Origin of the sequence: Alloalcanivorax gelatiniphagus, assembly GCF_005938655.1 — a bacterium.
Classification (GTDB): Bacteria; Pseudomonadota; Gammaproteobacteria; order Pseudomonadales; family Alcanivoracaceae; genus Alloalcanivorax; species Alloalcanivorax gelatiniphagus.
Map to the genome: position 1 here is coordinate 200,066 of NZ_VCQT01000027.1, position 15,500 is coordinate 215,565.

A 15,500-nucleotide genomic window follows, 5' to 3' on the forward strand; every position below is an offset into this window, starting at 1 on the left:
CGCCGATATCATACTACCCGGTCGCGCAGATACACCGGCTGCGCCTGCTCCGCCGGCACGGTGAGCCCTTGCGCCACCAGCGGCGCCGCCAGCCGCGCCACCGCCGAGGCCCGGGGCATGATGGCCTGGTCCACCGCCGCCAGGGTGACGCGGGCGGCGATGCGCTCCTGGTAGATCGCGCCGGAGCCGGCCAGCAGCCAGTCCTCGCCGTCCAGGGCCGGCACGTTGTCCGGGTCGAACAGCCCGTCCGCCAGCAACGTTTCCATGCCATCGGCGCCGCACTGGTAGGCGCCCAGATACAGCTCGCCCATGCGCGCGTCGAACGCCGCCAGCACCCGCGACCGGGTCGGGTGGACATCAAAGGCGGCCAGCGCGCAGGCCGCCAGGGTGGAGACCCCGGCCACCGGCAGGTCGCGGGAGAACGCCAGCCCCTGCACCACCGAGGTGGCCACGCGCACGCCGGTGAAGGCCCCCGGCCCCTGCCCGAACGCCAGGGCGTCCAGGGCGCCCAGGCCGATGCCGGCCTCCGCCAGCAGGTCGTCGATCAGCGGCAGTACCCGTTCGGTTTGGCGGCGGGCGCCGGGTTCGAAGCGCTCCAGCACCTCGCCGTCGCGGTACAGCGCCACGGAACAGGCGTCGGTGGCGGTTTCAATGGCCAGAATGTGCGTCATTAGAGGGCTCTTGCGGGGTGGGCGCCGGCGTTGGCGCCTCACCGGTTTGCGATTTGTTCAAACGTTCCGCCTGCAGTTTGGCGATGTGCGGGAAGAACCGCTGCACCACCTCCGCTTTGCGGGTGCGGGTCATGCCCGGCAGGCTGTCCAGGAACAGCCGGCCGTAGCCCTTGGTGACCAGGCGCGGGTCGCCCACCACCAGCAGGCCGGTGTCGTCCGGGTCACGAATCAGCCGGCCGGCGCCCTGGCGCAGGGCCAGCACCGCCTGGGGCAGCTGATAATCGCGGAAGGCGTTACCGCCGTTGCGATTGATGTGCTCGATGCGCGCCGCCGCCACCGGGTCGCCGGGGGAGCCGAACGGCAGCTTGTCGATGATCACGCAGCTGAGCGTTTCGCCGCGCACGTCGATGCCCTCCCAGAAACTGCTGGTGCCCAGCAGCACCGCATTACCCAGACGTCGGAACTCGTCCAACAGTTCCCGGCGGCCGGATTCGCCCTGCACCAGCAGCGGGTAATCCAGCTTCGCCTCGCGCAGCAGCGCCGCCGCCTCGCGCAGGGCCCGGTGGCTGGTGAACAGGAAGAAGGTACGGCCCTCGGCGGCGCGGATCACCGGAATCATGGCCCGGGTAAGGCTGGCGGTGTAGTCCGGCGAGGATGGCGCCGGCAGCCCCTCGGGCACGTAGAACACCGCCTGACGCTTGAAGTCGAACGGGCTTTCCAGGCGCAGGGTGTCGGCCTCGTCCAGCCCCAGCCGCTTTTGCAGGTGCTCGAAGCGCCCCGCCACCGACAGGGTGGCGGAGGTGAGAATCCAGGCGCAGGGATGCTTGTCGCGCTGGGCGCGCAGCTGCCCGGCCACCGACAGCGGCGTGCTGTGCAGCACCACCGTGCGGCGGAAGGTCTCGAACCAATACACCCGGTTGGGGCCGTTGGCATCGAGGATCGATTTCAGGGTCAGCACATGCTCGGCGGCGCGCCGGGCGCAGGACTCCAGGCCCCGGCTGGAGCGCGCCTGGGGCTCGAGGAAATCGTTCAGGTCGATGAGCGCATCCAGCAGCGCCTCGCCGGCCTCCTGCACCGGCTTTTCCTCGGCCACTTCGGACCAGGGGGCGCGGCGTTCCTGCTCCCCCAGGCTCAGGCGCAGATCCTGGCCGGCCTTCTCCAGGGCGGAGACCCGCTGGTTCAGTTCCGCCAGGTCCAGGGCCGAGTGCGCCGCTTCCGAGAGCGCATCGCGGCCCAGTTCCTGGACCTGGCGGGTGCTCAGGGAGTCGCCGAAGAAGTTGGCCGCCACCTCGGGCAATTGGTGGGCCTCGTCGAAGATCACCGTGTTGGCGCTGGGCAGCAACTCGGAAACGCCCTCCCCGCGCAGCGCCGCATCGGCGAAGAACAGATGGTGGTTGACCACCACCAGGTCCGCCTCCTGGGCTTCCTTGCGGGCGTTCATCAGCGGGCATTCGCTGTATTTCGGGCACTCGGTGCCCAGGCAGTTATCGGCGGTGCTGGTGACCCAGGGCCACACCGGCGCGTCCTCGGCCAGCTGTTTCAGCTCGGCGATATCACCGGTGCGGGTGCGCGAGGCCCAATGGGCCACCACCTGCAGTTGCTCGGCGGTTTCCCGGGTCAGGAAGCGCGCTTCCTCCTGGTGCAGCTCCAGGCGGTAGGGGCACAGATAGTTGGCGCGGCCCTTGAGCAGCGCCGCCTTGCGCGGCAGGCCCAGGGCCTTGAGCACCATCGGCAGGTCCTTGAAGAACAACTGATCCTGCAGACTCTTGGTGCCGGTGGACACCAGCGTGGGGCCGTCGGACAACAGCGCCGGCAGCAGGTAGGCCAGGGTCTTGCCGGTGCCGGTTTCCGCCTCCACCAACAGGGTGCCACGCTTGTCGATGGCCTCGGCCACCGCATCGGCCATCAGCAGCTGCGGCTCCCGGGGCCGGTAGCCGTGCAGCAAGCGACCGAAACGGTCGATGTCGTTAAGATAGTCGCGGGCGCTGTTCACTCGGGGTCTCGTGCGGCTGCGGGCATGGCGGTTGCCTGGGCGCAGAGGATAGCGGATAACTTCGCCCACTCCCAATAGGACCCTTTGCTGACAGGAAAACGGCATGGATGTTTTCTATACATTGCTGATTCTGGCCGGCGGCGAAGGCCGGCGCATGGGCGGCCGCGACAAGGGGCTGGTGGAAGTGGACGGCCGGCCCCTGGTGGACCACCTGCTGGCGGCGGTGGCGCCGCCGGGGCCGGTGGTGATCAGCGCCAATCGTAATCTGGACGCCTACCGGCGCCGGGCGGGCACCGTGGTGCCGGACCGGCGCGACGACTATTGCGGGCCCATGGCCGGCCTGGAAGCGGGCCTGGCGGCCTGCGGCGACGGCCCGGTGCTGTGCCTGCCCTGCGACCTGCTGGCGCCGCCCACCGCCCTGCCCGGCCTGCTCCTGGACGGCCTGGACCCGGGGCGGGTGCGGATGATCGAGGACCAGCGGGGCCCCCAGCCCCTGTGCCTCGGGCTGTATGGCGGGCGCTGGGTGCCGTCGATCACCGAGTACCTGGACCAGGGCGGGCGCAGCGTACGCGGCTGGCTGGAGCGGGTGCCCCATGAGGTGGTACGGCTCCAGGGGCGGCTGGAGAATCGTAATCGGCTGACGCCGGATCGCGACTGAAGTCGCTCCTACAGGCAAAGTGTGCTGTAGGAGCGACTTCAGTCGCGATCAGGCCCCCATCCAAACAAAAACGCCCGCGCAAGGCGGGCGTTTTCGGTTCACCGGGAAGGCGCCGGTTCAGGCGGTCACTTCCTGAATCTTCTTCATCAGCTGCTTCTGATCGTCGGTGGGCTGCGCGGACTGCAGGGACATGAGCTTGCTCATGTCGCCGTCGACCTTGATCTGGCCGCTCATGAAGCCCTGCATGCCGGCGGACTGGTCGCCTTCGATAAAGATGCGCTTGGCCAGGTCGGCGGGCAGGGTCAGGGTGGTGGCGGCGTCGTCATGCTGGCCTTCCTCGATCATGCCACCCACCAGAGCCAGGTGCTTCTCGCCCTCGTCGGTTTTTACATTGATGTTGATGACCAGGTCGGCCAGTGCCGGCGGAGCCTGCACGTCACCGGCGGATTCACGGATTTCCTTTACCTTCGCGAACCATTCGTCGGACAGAAATTCCACGCTCATTGTTATCTCCTAGGTTGTATGCGACTTCGACGCCCGAACCGGATTCAAACGAGCGTTCGAAACTTTTCCGTACCTTATCGAAAGCCCCCGGGGCTGACAATGGTTTCAAAGCGCCAAAAACGCGCCCGTCGCTCACAGGTCGTAGCCACGCTCCTCGTGCAGGGCGATATCCAGGCCCTGGCTTTCCTCCTCGGCGCTCACCCGCAGCGGCGTGAACAGGGCCACCAGCTTGAGCAGCAGCCAGGTAATCGCCGCCGTGTACAGGATCGTCACCACCACGCCCAGCAGCTGCACGCCCACCTGTTCCAGCATGCCGTATTCCGGCTTGGCGAAGCCGTAACCGGAGAACACGCCCAGGCCGGTGGAGGCGAACACGCCGGCCAGCACCGTGCCCAGCATGCCGCCGATGCCGTGCACCGGAAACACGTCCAGGGAATCATCGATGCGCCACTTCTGCTTGACCACCAGCACCATGTAGAAGCACACCACCCCGGCGGTCAGGCCGATGATCAGCGCCCCGCCCGGCCCCACGAACCCGGACGCCGGGGTAATGGTGCCCAGGCCCGCCACCATGCCGGTGGCGATGCCCAGAGCCGACGGCTTGCCGAACTTCACGTACTCCAGGGTGATCCACACCAGGGAGCCGGCGGCGGCGGAAATATGGGTGACCAGCATGGCCATGGCGGCGTTGCCGTCGGCGGCCAGCGCCGAGCCGCCGTTAAAGCCGAACCAGCCCACCCACAGCATGCCGGCGCCCATCACCGTCATGGTCATGTTGTGCGGTTTCATGGCCTGGCCGGGCCAGTCCTTGCGGCGGCCCAGCACCATGGCCGCCACCAGGGCGGCCACGCCGGCGGTGATGTGCACCACCGTGCCACCGGCGAAATCGTACAGCCCCAGCTCCGCCAGCCAGCCGCCGCCCCACACCCAGTGGCACACCGGCACGTACACGCCCAGCACCCACAGCACCGAGAACGCCAGCATGGCGCCGAAGCGCATACGCTCGGCGAAGGCACCCACGATCAGCGCCGGGGTGATAATGGCGAAGGTCATCTGGAACAGCCCGTGCAGGCTCTGCGGCACGGTGCCGGCGACGCTGTCCCGGTCAATGCCGGCGAAAAAGGCGTGCTGCAGGCCGCCGATCCAGGCGTTGGCGGCGCCGCCATCGGCGAACGCCAGGGAGTAGCCGGCGATCAGCCACACCAGCGACACCGCGCAGGCGATGGCGAAGCACTGCATCAGCACCGACAGCACGTTCTTGGCGCGCACCAGGCCGCCATAGAACAGGCTCAGGCCCGGCAGGGTCATGAACAGCACCAGCGCGGTGGCGGCGATAATCCAGGCGGTGTCGCCCTTATCCAGGGTGCCGGCGAGGGCCGCCGACGGCGTCAGGGCGGCCAGCGCCGCCATGGGGTAGATTATTTTCATGGTTGGTTTCCCGGTCCTCGAGGCCGAACAACGGCCGGAATCGCACCGCCGGAAGGCACGCCGACGGAACTGCACCGGGAAAGGGCATACAAGAATCAGGCCAGAACGGAATAGCGGGAAAGACGGGGTGGGCAGGCGTTGCCCGCACTAAAATCGGGCAAAGGCGCACCCATCAAGTGCATGGAAGCGCTAGAGGGCACCAATATTGAGCACGGGGAGAGGGAGAGGTTGCGCCATTAGAAGGCGGGATCGCGGCTGAAGCCGCTCCTACAGGGGGGGTAATACCCCTGTAGGAGCGGCTTCAGCCGCGATAGGCAAGCCTCAATGCAAATAGGTAAACATCTTGCGGCGGTAACGGCTGGCCATGGGATCGCCCTTGGGCAGGCAATCGAACACTTCCAGCAGCGCCTTGCGGGCCACCCCGTCCTGGTAATCCGGGTGATCACGCAGCAGCGTCAGCAGCGCCTCCAAACCGGTCTCGAACTGGCCGGCGGCGGCGGCGCGCAGCCCGTAGGCGTGCAGATCGGCGGGGGCCGGGTCGTTGTCGATGCGCGCGGCCAGGTCACGCAGGGTTTCGTTGCCGCCTTCCAGTTTATCCAGCAGCGCGAACCGGGCGCGGAACGGGCGCAGTTCCTCCACGTCCTCCACCACCTCGGCGAGCGTGGACTGGGCCTCGTCAACGCGGCCCTCGCCCAGCAGATACTCCACCAGCAGGGCGCGGAAAGCGTGCTTGTCGGGCTGCTCCTGCAGGGTCTGGCGCAGGGCCTGCTCCGCCTGGGCACCGTGGCCGGCTTCAATGGCCTGGCGCACCTGCTCCAGGAACTGCTCTTCCTGCTCCGCCTGGGCCGCGTCCGGGTCCACCACCGGCGCCAGCCAGCCGCGCAGGGCGCCCTCGGTCTGGGCGCCGTCCAGTTCACTGACCAGCTGGCCCTGATAGACCAGTTTCAGGGACGGCAGGCTGCGCACCCCGAACTGGGCGGCGATGTTCTGCTGCTCGTCGGCATTGACCTTGGCCAGCACGAACTTGCCCTGGTACTCGCCGGCCAGTTTCTCCAGCAGCGGCGCCATCTGCAGACAGGGCTGGCACCAGGACGCCCAGAAGTCGAACAGCACCGGAATTTGCCGTGAGCTTTCCAGCAGCTGCTGAATGTTCTGTTCGGTGACATCGATGATCGAAGCGTTATCCTGCACCGTGGGCTCCTGTGCCGAAGAGTGAGTTTTCCAGGGGATTCCTTGATTGGCGCCAATTGTACGGAATTCCAAGGGGCCATAAACAGATTAAATACTGTTAAAGCGCCAACAAATCGATAGCGGAGGGGTACACTGGTACAGACGTTCACGCCCTCTACATACTGGCTGGGTAAGGTAATGAGCGTTTTTAGGGTATCCACTCTCGAGCACGCATCCTGGCAAAGGAGATGACCATGCTGAGCCTTTTGGCCCTGGTAATTTTGGCCGGCACTTTGTTGGCCCTGTTTTATGCGCAAATGACGTTGACCACCGGGAGCGTGGTCTTCGCCGTGGTCTGGCTACTGTGCGGCCTGCTGGCGCCGTGGCTGTACAACCCCATTCTGCTGATCCTGCTGGCGGCGGCGCTGCTGGTGCTCAATCACCCGGGCCTGCGCAGCAAGCTGATCACCCGGCCGGTGTTCAACACCCTCGGCAAGATGATGCCGCCCATCGGCGACACCGAGCGCGAGGCCATCGAGGCCGGCGCCACCTGGTTCGAGGCGGAACTGTTCGGCGGCAAGCCGGACTGGGACGACTTCTCGAAGACCAATTTCACCCAGCTCACCGAGGACGAGCAGTCCTTCCTCGATAACGAGGTGGAACAGCTTTGCGGCATGCTCGACGAGTGGAAGATCTGTCACGAGCTCAAGGATCTGCCCGAGGAAGTGTGGGAATTCCTCAAGACCAAGGGCTTCTTCAGCCTGATCATTCCCAAGGAATACGGCGGCCGCGACTTCAGCCCCTACGCGCAAAGCCGCACCATGAGCAAAATCGCCACCCGCTCCCTGACCACGGCGGTCACCGCCATGGTGCCCAACTCCCTGGGCCCCGGTGAGCTGCTGGCCAAGTACGGCACCGATGAACAGAAACAGCGCTGGCTGCCCGGCCTGTCCTCCGGCGAGGAAATCCCCTGCTTCGGCCTGACCGGCCCGGAAGCCGGCTCCGACGCCGGCGCCATCCCCGACAAGGGCGTGGTTTGCAAGCGCACCGTGGACGGCGAGGAAGTGGTGGGCATCAGCCTGAGCTTCGCCAAACGCTGGATCACCCTGGCCCCGGTGGCCACCGTGGTGGGCCTGGCGTTCAAACTGTATGACCCGGAACACCTGCTCGGCGACCAGGACGAGCTGGGCATTACCTGTGCCCTGCTGCCCGCCGACACCGAGGGCGTGGAAATCGGCCGCCGCCATAACCCGGGCGGCTCGCCGTTCATGAACGGCCCGATCAACGGCAAGGACGTGTTCGTGCCCCTGGACGCCATCATCGGCGGCCCGGAAATGGCCGGTAAGGGCTGGCGCATGCTGATCGAATGCCTGGGCGCTGGCCGGGGCGTGTCCCTGCCGGCCCTGGCCACCGCCAGCGGCGAGATGGGCTACCGCATGACCGGCGCCTTCGCCCGCATCCGCCGCCAGTTCGGCCTGCCGGTGGGCAACTTCGAGGGCGTCCAGGAAGCCTCCGCCCAGGTGGCCGGCCTGGCCTACACCCTGGAAGCCTACCGGCACCTGGTCACCCGGGGCCTGGAGGAAGGCACCATCTCGGTGGTCACGGCCATGGCCAAGTACCACTCCACGGAAATGATGCGCATCCTGCTCAACAACGGCATGGACATCGCCAGCGGCCGCGCCGTGCAGATGGGCCCGCGCAACTTCATGGCGCAGCCCTACCAGTCCATCCCGGTGGCGATCACCGTGGAAGGCGCCAATATCCTGACCCGCTCGCTGATGATCTTCGGCCAGGGCGCGCTGCGCTGTCATCCGTACCTGTACGACGAGCTGCAGGCAATCCAGGACGAGGACCAGGAGCGTGGCTTCAAGCGCTTCGAGGATTTGTTCTTCAAGCACGCCGGCCATTCCCTGGGCAACATCAGCCGGGGCCTGGTGCACGGCCTGAGCGGCGCCCGGCTGGCGGACATCCCCGCCAACGCGGACAGCTTCAGTGCCCCCTGGTACCGCCTGATCACCCGCTACAGCGCGGTGCTGGCGAGCCTGTCCGACGTGGCCTTCGCGCTGCTCGGCGGCGATCTCAAGCGCCGCGAGATGGTCTCCGCCCGGCTCGGCGATCTGCACAGCCAGCTGCTGATCAGCTGCGCGATCCTCAAGTACCACGCCACCCTGCCCCGGGACGAGGCCAACGACGCCCACGCCACCTATGCGCTGCGCCGTTCGCTGAGCCAGGCCCAGAACGCCATCGACGATTTCTGCCGCAACTTCGGCTACTTCGGCGTGGCGCGGGTGCTCAAGGCGCTGTTCTTCCCGCTGGGCCGGCCCTGTCTGGCGCACAAGCCGGACGACGTGCTGGTGCGTACCCTGGGCGAGCAGATCATGAGCCCCACCAGCGTGCGCGACGCCCTGGCCGCCAACGCCTACATCTCCCAGGACCCGGAGGACAGCATTGGCCGGGTGGAAACCACCTACAACAAGCTGCTGGAAGTGGAAGAGGACTTCGAGGCGTTCTACAAGGCGGACATCAAGGGCAAGCTGCAGGGCGACACCCTGCGCGCCAAGGTGGAAGACGCCGCCGCCCAGGGCATCATTCCCTCCGACAAGGTGGAAGCGATCCTGGAGTACGACGAAATGCGCTACGACTGTCTGCTCACCGACGCCTTCGACAAGGACCTGAAAGAAGTGCAAATGCACACCGAGCGGCCGATCTGATCCGCCCGGCAATCGCCAACAAAAAACCGCCCTCCGGGGCGGTTTTTTTATGGATCACGCCTGGCTGGAAAATCCGGCCCTCCGCCTCGCTATGCCCCCCGTAGGAGCGGCTTCAGCCGCGAAAGCAATTCGCCTCCCCCTTCAACGGCGCACCTCGCGCTGAAAAATCTCCAGGGTTCGCTTCTTCACCGCCACGAAACCGGCGTCACTGAGCGTGTCCACGGTGCGCGGGCGGGGCTCGTCGTAGAGTACCTGCTCGGCGATCCGCGTCGGTCGCTTGGTCAACAGCAGCACCTGGTCGGCCAGATACACCGCCTCCTCGATATCGTGGGAAACCAGAATCATGGTGGTGCCGGTGTCCATGAACACCTGCTGCAGCTTTTCGCGGATGAACAGGGTCATCTCGAAATCCAGCGCCGAGAACGGCTCATCGAGCAGCACCACCTCGGGCTCCGGCGCCAGGGCGCGCATGATCGAGGCGGTTTGCTGCTGCCCGCCGGACAACTCGTAGGGATAGCGGTGCAGGTCGAAGCCGATGCCGAAAGAGGCGATCAGCTCATCCAGGCGGCGCCGTACCCGGTCCTTGCTCCAGCCTTGCAGCACCAGCGGATAGGCAATGTTGTCCAGGGTGCGCATCCACGGGAACAGCGCCTCCCGATAGTTCTGGAAGACGTAACCGATCTTGGTGTCCTGGCGGGTTTTGCCGTCGAACAGAATCTCTCCGCCATCGATGGGTATCAGGCCGGCGATCATATTGATCAGGGTGCTTTTGCCACAGCCATTGGGCCCGAACACCGACATAATCTGGCCCTTGGGAATATCCAGATCGAAGCCGTCGTAAAGTGCCGAACCGGCGAACCGTTTGACCAGTCCGCGAATGGTGATATGCGTGCCCGGGGGACCGGGATAGTGACGCCTCAGCGGCGCGGTTGAGCCTTGCCCGGCCATATTACCTCCCGTTCCAGTGAACAATCAGACGTTCGATCAGCAGAAAAACGATATTGAGCAGATAACCGAGCACGCCGGTGGCCAGAATCGCCGCGTACATCAGCCGCACATTGAGCACCTGCTGGGCGTTGAGCACCGCGTAACCGAGGCCGTTGTTGGAGCCGATGAACATCTCGGCCACCACCACAACAACCAGCGCCATGGACACCGCCGTGCGCAGCCCCACGAAGCTCTGCGGCAGGCTCTCCCAAATCAGCACATCGCGGAACACCCGCCAGCGCGACGCGCCCATCACCCGCGCCGCCATGATCCGTTGCTTGCGCGCGTTCATCACGCCATAGGCGGCATTGAAGATGACGATCAGCAGCGCGCCGAACGCGGCGATGGCCACTTTGTTGATGTCGGATACCCCGAAGATCAGCAGGAACAGCGGGATCATCGCCGAGGCCGGCGTGGAGCGGAAAAAATCAATCACGAACTCCACACTGCGGTAGGCATTGACGTTACTGCCCAGCAACACGCCCAGCGGCAAGCCCAGCACCGCCGCGATCACGAAGGCCTGCAGGGTGCGCATCAGCGTCATCAGGGTATCGGTCATCAGCGCGCCGCCGGCGAGCCCGGCGGCCAGGGTTTGCAAGGTTGGCCAGGGGCCGGGCAGCAGAATCGGCTTGATCCAGCCGCTGCGCGCCAGCAACTCCCAGGCCAGCAACAACAGCACCGGCCCCAGCAGCGGCAGCAGCGCATGTTTCACCTGGCCCGCGCGCAGGCGCGGCCAGGCCCGGCGTGCCGCCTTGCGGCGCCGCCCACTATCCGTCGACTCCACCTCCATCACGCCGCGCCACCCGCATAGATCATGGGCGCCACTTGCAGCGGCGAGGAAAAGATACCGGCCTCGGAAAACAGATCGAAGAAATCCTGGAAGTACTGGATCGACTCCGGGGTGAACTCGTCGTACATGGTGTAGCCGGAAATCGGCACCTCCCGGGCCAGGTCCCCTTTTACCCATGAATAGCCGTCCAGGTACTGGCGGGCATCGTCCGGATTGTCGCGCACATACGCCACGCCCTTGCGGTAGGCCTCGATAAAGGCGGTGGATTCGTCCGGGTAGTCGGCCAGGAACTGGCTGGTCAGCGAGGCGGCGCCGCCGTGCCAGGGGGCCATCGGGTCGCCCAGGATGTAGTGGGCGATCACCCCGGTCTCCAGCACCCGCGTGCTGCCATTGAGGCGGCCGATGGTGCCCTGGGGCTCCAGGGTGTAGGCGGCATCGATATGGCCGGCGACGATCGAGGGCACATGCTGGTTGAAAGGCAACTCCACCACTTCCACGTCCTTGGCCCCGGCGCGCTCGAACACGGTGCGCGCCAGCGTCATGTTCTGAATACCGGGGCCACCGGCCACCCGCTTGCCGGACAAATCGGCGATGGTGTTGGCGTCGTTGTCGGCGCCGACGATGATCTCGTCGAGCACATTGCGGGCGTTGGTGGGGTTCGAGCAGAAGAACTTCAGAAGCCCGGGCTGGGCCAGTTCGCCAATCGCCTGGTTGGCGGTGCCGGTGCCGTTGGCGCAGCCGTCGCAGCGGCCGGCCAGCATCGCTTCGGTGATCTGCTGGGCGCCGGCATAGCGCTGCACCTCGACCTTCAGGCCGGCCTGATCAAAGAAGCCCTTCTCGATGGCCACGTAGTACGGCAGGCAGGCGGAAATCGGCCAATAACCCACCCGGATGGTGGGCGTGCCACGGGCTCTCAACAAACCCGGCATGGCCAGCGCGCCGGCCAGGGCGGCGCCGGCCTTGAGTACGGTGCGCCGGTCGATCCCGGCGGCGGAGTTCACTTTCTTCATGGCGGTCTCATTTGCGGTGGGAGGCCGCTACGGCGCGGCCGACACAGGCCGGCGGGCGGCCTGATGGGTTCGTTGAAAAAATGAGTGATCGCCGCGTAGAATGGAAATGCTATAAATACCGATATGTGCTGCATTTTTTGCAACACCAACTCTTCCAGCACCGATGATTAGCCGTTTTTCCGGAGCGCCCATGCGCCACTTGCAGACTTTCCGCCTGATCGAAGCGGTGGCCAAAGCCGGCTCCATCCGCAAGGCCGCCGAGGACGCCAACATCACCGCCTCCGCCCTGAACCGGCGCATCCAGCGGTTCGAGGAAGAATTCGGTTTTCCGATTTTCGAGCGGCTGTCCACCGGCATGCGGCTCAACCCGGCCGGGGAGCTGGTTCTGCAGCACTACCGTGGCCAGCATTCGGACTTGCAGCGTGTGCAATCCCAGGTGGCGGACCTGGCCGGCGTGCGCCGTGGCCATGTGACCATCGCCTGCTCCCAGGCGGTTCTGCCCTACTTCCTGCCCTGGCAGATCGCCCACTACCGCCAGGACCATCCCGGCGTGACCTTCCGCGTCCATGTCCGTGACCGGGAGCAGGCGGAGACCGATCTGGCCAGTTTCAGCAGCGATCTGGCCCTGGTGTTCGAGCCGGTGCACCTGGTGGACTTCCAGATCATTCATCAGGTCCCCCAACCGGTGTACGCGATCTTCGCCCAGGACCACCCCCTGGCCCGCCGGGAACAGGTGCGACTCAGTGAGTGCCTGGCATACGACCATGTGATCCCGACCCCGGATTACGGCGTGCGCAACCTGATCGACATGGCCTTGAAGCAGCGCTCCAGCCGCCTGTCTCCGGTGTTGGAAACCGACTCCTTCGAGCTGATACGCCACTATGTGCTGAATGAGCGGGCGGTGGGTTTTCACATCGCGGTGGGGCTGGAAGCGGACCCGCGCCTGGCATTCCGCCGCATCTCGGAACGGGACCTGCCCCCCGGCAATCTGATTCTCGGGCAGAAGCGCGGCCGCAGCCTGCCGGTGGCCACCGCCCGTTTCGCCGCCCAGGTGGCCGATGCGCTGGAGGCCCTGGAGCAGGCCGGGGGCGCCCCGGCGGCGCCCTGAGCCGGCCCGGAGCGGCGCGATTCGCCCTATTGTTTGGGGGTTGCCGGGCTGCTCTCTGGAAAGACGCCGAGCATGTGCAGGCAGCTTGCCGTGATGGCCTGCGCGAACGCCGTGCAATCCTTTGATTGATTGGCGATCACCTCATCGGTGGCGCCATGCACCCCGGAGTAGATCAGCAGCGCCACCACTCTCGGGTTTTCCGGTGCCCAGAGACCGGCGGCCATGCCGCCCTCAATGATTCCCAGCAACTGATCGAGAATGGCGTTCCTGGCCGGGTTGGAACGATCATGGTGGTGATGGTTGGTGTAGACGATGTCGTGCAGGCGAAAGGTGTCAACGTAAGTGACCACACTGGCGTGAATCCAGGCACCGAGCCGCCCGACCCAGTCCCCTTCCGCACAGGCGTCCACCGCCGTTTCCAGACGGGCGAGGAATTGCTCGGTATAGCGCTTGCCCAGCGCCTCCAGCATCTCGCTCTTGGACGAAAAATAGTGGTAGAAGGTGCCCTTGGCCACCTGCGCCGCCTCGACGATTTCGTTAATCGTGGTGGACTCCACGCCCTTGTCCAGGAATAACCTTTCCGCCGCGCTCATCAGCTCGTCCAGGCGAACTTCCGCTGGTTTGGTGCGGGGACGGGCCCCGTGCTTGCCCGGCCTGTTCCCATCGGAAGGCTTGTTGTGCATTTCTCTGTACCCGGCTTGCGTCAAAGCCAGCAGTTTAAAGGAGGTAATGGCCAACGTCTCAATCGCTCGAAACCTTCCATTGACCGACGGTCGGTCGGAAGTTAATTTATACCCCATGACGACGCTCAATCCCTCCGCCTCCTCCGTTGCCGCGCCGCGCTCCCGCCGGCGGGCCGCCCTTGGTGCCGCCTATCTGGGCACCTTCCTGGCCACGCTCGACATCAGTATCGTCAACGTGGCCCTGCCCACCCTGCAAACGGCGCTGAGCACGGATATCGCCGGCCTGCAGTGGGTGGTCAACGCCTATGCCATTTGTCTGTCGGCGCTGATGCTGTCCGCCGGCCCCATCGGCGACCGGTATGGCCACAAGCGCGCCTGGATGGCCGGTGTGGCGTTGTTTACGCTGGGTTCGGCGTTATGCGCGGTGTCGGCTTCCCTGACGCTTTTCCTGATCGGGCGGGCGGTCCAGGGCGTGGCGGCGGCGCTGTTGATTCCCGGCGCCATGACGATCCTGACCCATGCCTTCACCGATCCCCGGGAGCGGGCCCATGCGATTGGCGGCTGGTCCGCCTTCACCGCTCTTGCCTTGATCCTGGGGCCCCTGCTGGGCGGGCTGCTGCTGCACAGTGCCGGTTGGCAAAGCATTTTCCTGATAAACCTGCCCCTGGGGTTTATCGCGCTCGGGCTGGGCGCATGGGGGATCACCGAACACCGTTACCCCGAGCAGGCGGCGCTGGACCCGCTGGGTCAGAGCCTCAGTATTGTCTGCCTGGGGGCGCTGACATACGGCATGATCGAAGCCGGCCGTACCGGTTTTCTCAGTGCGTTTTCCATGATTCCCCTGGCCGTTTCCCTGGTCGCGATGATCGCCTTCGTGATCGTGGAAATGCGTGTAAAGCGGCCCTTGCTGCCTATCTGGCTGTTTAAGAATCGGGCCTTCGCCATTGCCAACTTTGCGTCGTTCGCCCTGGGTTTTTCCTATTACGGAAGCCTGTTCTTCTTCTCGATTTTCCTGCAGCAAATTCAGCAATGGAGCCCATCGGAGGCCGGCTGGCGGATGATGCCGCAATTCGTCGTTACCGGCGGCGTATCCATGCTGTTTGGACGCCTCAGCACGCTCATGGGGGTGCGGAGGTTGATGGTGGCCGGTTACGGGCTGGTCGCCCTGTCCATGTCGACCATGGTCTTGCTCAGCGCCCAGACCCCCTATTGGCTGGTGGGAACGCTGTTCGCACTGCTCGGGCTGGGCGCCGGGCTGGCCGTTCCGGGCACCGGTATCGCCGTTATGAATGCGGTGCCGGCGGAACGGTCCGGTGCCGCGTCGGCGACAATGAATGCCCTGCGCCAGGCGGGCATGACCATCGGCATTGCACTGCTCGGCACCCTGCTGAGCAATCAAGCGGTGAGTTTTCTTACCCGGGCCGCCCATGAAAACGGCATCCGCGATGGGGCACGGGTGGCCCATCAAGCGGTAACCCAACATCTGTTCCCCGGGGATCTGCCGGTTATCTCGGACCTGTATGTGGCGGCCATGGAGCATGGCTTTCATAGCGCCATGCTGGCGGCGGGGGGCATGTGTTTCCTTGCCATGGTTCTTCTTTTGATGGACAGGCACGGCTGAGGGCCGGGTTGCCGGCGTTGCCCCGATTCGTTGAAGATAAGCCCTGACAATGGAGCCTGGCGGCCGCCAACTACGCCGTTCTTCCTACCCGGCGATGAATTTCTGCCCAATCCGTCCCAGAGCGGCGAAATTTAACAAAGCGCTTTTGTCACGCCGCTTTCACCGA

At 65.5% G+C, this 15,500-nt stretch carries 13 protein-coding genes; 4 read left to right on the plus strand and 9 right to left on the minus strand.

The genetic code is table 11. The features are described from left to right. Positions 1–8: 8 nt before the first annotated feature. Positions 9–671 (minus strand): tRNA (adenosine(37)-N6)-threonylcarbamoyltransferase complex dimerization subunit type 1 TsaB, encoded by a 663-nt coding sequence (tsaB, locus tag FGS76_RS08680; RefSeq protein ID WP_138772235.1) that lies wholly within the window; start codon positions 669–671, stop codon positions 9–11. Next, on the minus strand, positions 649–2,664 hold the full coding sequence (locus tag FGS76_RS08685; RefSeq protein ID WP_138772236.1) for a DNA repair helicase YoaA: 2,016 nt from the start codon (positions 2,662–2,664) through the stop codon (positions 649–651). Before FGS76_RS08685 ends, tsaB begins: the two co-directional genes overlap by 23 nt. Positions 2,665–2,767: 103 nt before the next feature. Between FGS76_RS08685 and mobA the strand changes: the two genes are divergently transcribed. Further along, positions 2,768–3,322 (plus strand): molybdenum cofactor guanylyltransferase, encoded by a 555-nt coding sequence (mobA, locus tag FGS76_RS08690; protein ID WP_138772237.1) that lies wholly within the window; start codon positions 2,768–2,770, stop codon positions 3,320–3,322. Between the two features lie 117 nt (positions 3,323–3,439). Here the strand turns inward: mobA and FGS76_RS08695 are convergent, their stop codons facing one another. The 3 genes from FGS76_RS08695 to FGS76_RS08705 form a co-directional block, all read right to left on the minus strand. Beyond that, positions 3,440–3,826, minus strand: coding sequence for an SCP2 sterol-binding domain-containing protein (locus FGS76_RS08695; RefSeq protein ID WP_138772238.1), 387 nt, complete (start codon positions 3,824–3,826; stop codon positions 3,440–3,442). Between the two features lie 132 nt (positions 3,827–3,958). Next, positions 3,959–5,254 carry an ammonium transporter gene (locus tag FGS76_RS08700; protein ID WP_240692474.1) on the minus strand — a complete coding sequence of 432 codons (1,296 nt, stop codon included), beginning with the start codon at positions 5,252–5,254 and terminating at the stop codon, positions 3,959–3,961. A 321-nt stretch (positions 5,255–5,575) separates the two neighbouring features. Beyond that, on the minus strand, positions 5,576–6,445 hold the full coding sequence (locus FGS76_RS08705; RefSeq protein ID WP_138772239.1) for a tetratricopeptide repeat protein: 870 nt from the start codon (positions 6,443–6,445) through the stop codon (positions 5,576–5,578). Positions 6,446–6,678: 233 nt separating this feature from the next. Here FGS76_RS08705 and FGS76_RS08710 point away from each other — a divergent pair, with 233 nt between their 5' ends. After that, on the plus strand, positions 6,679–9,135 hold the full coding sequence (locus tag FGS76_RS08710; RefSeq protein ID WP_205717223.1) for an acyl-CoA dehydrogenase: 2,457 nt from the start codon (positions 6,679–6,681) through the stop codon (positions 9,133–9,135). 141 nt (positions 9,136–9,276) lie between these two features. Here the strand turns inward: FGS76_RS08710 and FGS76_RS08715 are convergent, their stop codons facing one another. Genes FGS76_RS08715 through FGS76_RS08725 form a run of 3 tightly spaced genes read right to left on the minus strand, consistent with a single transcriptional unit; the run spans position 9,277 to position 11,922 of the window. Further along, positions 9,277–10,083: an ABC transporter ATP-binding protein gene (locus FGS76_RS08715; protein ID WP_138772241.1), complete on the minus strand. Its 807-nt coding sequence runs from the start codon at positions 10,081–10,083 to the stop codon at positions 9,277–9,279. Position 10,084: 1 nt separating this feature from the next. After that, positions 10,085–10,906 (minus strand): ABC transporter permease, encoded by an 822-nt coding sequence (locus FGS76_RS08720; RefSeq protein WP_205717224.1) that lies wholly within the window; start codon positions 10,904–10,906, stop codon positions 10,085–10,087. A 5-nt stretch (positions 10,907–10,911) separates the two neighbouring features. After that, positions 10,912–11,922, minus strand: coding sequence for an ABC transporter substrate-binding protein (locus FGS76_RS08725; protein WP_138772243.1), 1,011 nt, complete (start codon positions 11,920–11,922; stop codon positions 10,912–10,914). 190 nt (positions 11,923–12,112) lie between these two features. On the opposite strand from FGS76_RS08725, the gene FGS76_RS08730 reads away from it, so the two are divergent. Next, on the plus strand, positions 12,113–13,030 hold the full coding sequence (locus FGS76_RS08730; protein WP_138772244.1) for a LysR family transcriptional regulator: 918 nt from the start codon (positions 12,113–12,115) through the stop codon (positions 13,028–13,030). A 26-nt stretch (positions 13,031–13,056) separates the two neighbouring features. On the opposite strand, the gene FGS76_RS08735 is transcribed toward FGS76_RS08730, so the two are convergent. After that, positions 13,057–13,767, minus strand: coding sequence for a TetR/AcrR family transcriptional regulator (locus tag FGS76_RS08735; protein ID WP_240692475.1), 711 nt, complete (start codon positions 13,765–13,767; stop codon positions 13,057–13,059). Here FGS76_RS08735 and FGS76_RS08740 point away from each other — a divergent pair. Next, positions 13,760–15,334 (plus strand): DHA2 family efflux MFS transporter permease subunit, encoded by a 1,575-nt coding sequence (locus FGS76_RS08740; protein WP_205717225.1) that lies wholly within the window; start codon positions 13,760–13,762, stop codon positions 15,332–15,334. The genes FGS76_RS08735 and FGS76_RS08740 overlap by 8 nt on opposite strands. Positions 15,335–15,500 lie beyond the last annotated feature (166 nt).

What these genes read in the sequence shown, in the direction of transcription:
- mobA (WP_138772237.1), top strand. Translation starts at nt 2,768, where the DNA reads ATGGATGTTTTCTATACATTGCTGATTCTGGCCGGCGGCGAAGGCCGG.
- FGS76_RS08710 (WP_205717223.1), top strand. Translation starts at nt 6,679, where the DNA reads ATGCTGAGCCTTTTGGCCCTGGTAATTTTGGCCGGCACTTTGTTGGCC.
- FGS76_RS08740 (WP_205717225.1), top strand. Translation starts at nt 13,760, where the DNA reads ATGGCCAACGTCTCAATCGCTCGAAACCTTCCATTGACCGACGGTCGG.
- FGS76_RS08730 (WP_138772244.1), top strand. Translation starts at nt 12,113, where the DNA reads ATGCGCCACTTGCAGACTTTCCGCCTGATCGAAGCGGTGGCCAAAGCC.
- FGS76_RS08715 (WP_138772241.1), bottom strand. Translation starts at nt 10,083, where the DNA reads ATGGCCGGGCAAGGCTCAACCGCGCCGCTGAGGCGTCACTATCCCGGT.
- FGS76_RS08700 (WP_240692474.1), bottom strand. Translation starts at nt 5,254, where the DNA reads ATGAAAATAATCTACCCCATGGCGGCGCTGGCCGCCCTGACGCCGTCG.
- FGS76_RS08695 (WP_138772238.1), bottom strand. Translation starts at nt 3,826, where the DNA reads ATGAGCGTGGAATTTCTGTCCGACGAATGGTTCGCGAAGGTAAAGGAA.
- tsaB (WP_138772235.1), bottom strand. Translation starts at nt 671, where the DNA reads ATGACGCACATTCTGGCCATTGAAACCGCCACCGACGCCTGTTCCGTG.
- FGS76_RS08725 (WP_138772243.1), bottom strand. Translation starts at nt 11,922, where the DNA reads ATGAAGAAAGTGAACTCCGCCGCCGGGATCGACCGGCGCACCGTACTC.